General features: G+C 29.3%; 1 protein-coding gene and 1 pseudogene. One reads left to right on the top strand and one right to left on the bottom strand.

The genetic code is table 11. From position 1 onward, the window contains the following. Positions 1-311: pseudogene (locus VK998_RS04480) on the top strand (UDP-N-acetylmuramoyl-tripeptide--D-alanyl-D-alanine ligase); the annotation flags it as partial. Between the two features lie 19 nt (positions 312-330). On the opposite strand, the gene VK998_RS04475 reads toward VK998_RS04480, so the two are convergent. Further along, positions 331-1998 (bottom strand): RecQ family ATP-dependent DNA helicase (locus tag VK998_RS04475; RefSeq protein WP_325225951.1); only part of this gene is annotated, 1668 nt, incomplete at its 5' end.

Here is a 1998-nt window from a genome sequence, read left to right as displayed (position 1 = left end):
ATATGTTAGGATTAGGTGAAGATGAAATAGCAATGCATGAGGACATAGGTAGAAAAATAAATCCAGATAAAATTGATTATTTATTTACCATTGGGCCCTTTGGCGAATATATAGCTAAAACTGCTAAGAACAGTTTTGAAAAAGATAGGATAATATCCTGTGCAAATAAACCTCAACTAATTGAAAAGTTAAAAAAAGTTATAAAACCTAAGTCCATAATATTAGTAAAAGCTTCTAGACCTTTAGAATTAGAGGAAGTAGTGGATAAATTAAAAGTAGAGGTTATTTTGCCTAAAGATGAAGTCATATAAAAATGTGAAGGCAAATCCTTCACATTTTTTTTAAGTTATTTTTTATTATTGTAATCCTTATATCTTCATAACTTATATCCTCTGGCAACATTTCTTTAATAGGTTTTAATCTTTCTAAACCTACTTGGTCTATAGCTTTTAATATCTTTTCTTCCTTGGAGGAATCCTTTATAAACCTAGACCAATCAACTATCTTCCCATCATTATTACATTTCTCTAAATGCTTAATTATAGTGTTTATAGTAAATTCGCTTTTGTTAGCAATCTCTGCTAAGGATAAGCCTTCTAAATAGCAATCATAAGTTAATTGGTATCTATCTTCACTACTTGTCCCTGTTTCACTGAAAGTTTCCACTACTTCTATACTAGAAGTATCTATCCCTTTTTCTTTAGAGTAATTCCTTATTGTTTCAATAAAATTTTCCCCATAACTTTCATATTTCTTCAATCCCACTCCCTTTATATCCATAATAGATTCTTTATTCTGAGGAAAATATGTTGCCATCTCTTTTAAGGTAGAATCATGAAATATCATAAAAGGTGCTAATCCTTTTTCTTGAGCTATTTCATATCTTAATTCTCTTAACCTTTCAAACAAATCTCTGTCATAATTTTTATCAATATGTCGTAAACTTTTTTTCTTAATCTTAATGGAATCTTTTGGTTCTAATAGATCTTTTTTATGGTATACTTTTACTTCTCCTTTAAGTACAGGAAGTGAAGCAGAAGTCAATTTTAATACCGGGTACTTATCTGCTGTCATATGAATATAATCCATAGATATTAAAGTCATAGTTATTTCTTTTAAAACATCTTCCTTGTATTCTTTCATAATTCCATAAGTAGAAACCTTATCCAATCCTAATTCCAAAATCCTTTTATTTTTAGAACCTCTTAACACCTGGACAACTACAGTTACTCCGAATCTCTCTTTTACTCTATATATACAAGACAGTATTTTTTGAGCTTCCAATGTAATGTCCACCATTTCTGATTGACTCAGACAATTACCACAATAATTACATTTTTCTTTTTCTACATTTTCCCCAAAATAAGTTAATATACTATTTCTTAAACAGTTATTAGTATGGCAATAATCTACTAAATATTGAAGATTTTCATAAAGCATAGTCTCTCTTTTTGGTGAAAAGGTGCTGTTTTGTATCAAAAGTTTCTGCTTTATAATATCTGACGGTGAATATAAAAGTATACAATCACTAGCCTCTCCATCTCTACCAGCCCTACCTGCTTCTTGATAATAAGCTTCCATATTTTTAGGCATATTATAATGAATTACAAATCTAATATCTGGTTTATCTATTCCTAATCCAAAAGCATTAGTAGCAACTATTACTTTAACTTTATTATATATGAACTTATCCTGATTTTTCTGTCTAGTATTAGAATCCATACCACCATGATAACTTACAGCAGATATTCCTTGTTCTATTAGTTTCCCCGTCAAGGATTCTACAGTTTTTCTAGTAGCACAATAGATTATACCTGACTCCTCTTGAAAATTATCTGACAAATAATCTATTAAATATTTGAATTTGTTTCTAACCTTTTTTACCTGATAAAAAAGATTAGGCCTATCAAAACCTATTACAGATATTATAGGATCTTTCAATCCTAGTAAAGTTTTAATCTCCTCAACTATCTCCTTTGTAGCAGTAGCAGTATAGGC

Source organism: Schnuerera sp. (assembly GCF_035459645.1).
Taxonomy (GTDB): domain Bacteria; phylum Bacillota; class Clostridia; order Tissierellales; family Tepidimicrobiaceae; genus Schnuerera.
The sequence above is the reverse complement of the archived record's forward strand: the minus strand, read 5'-3'. Positions and strand labels throughout refer to the sequence as shown.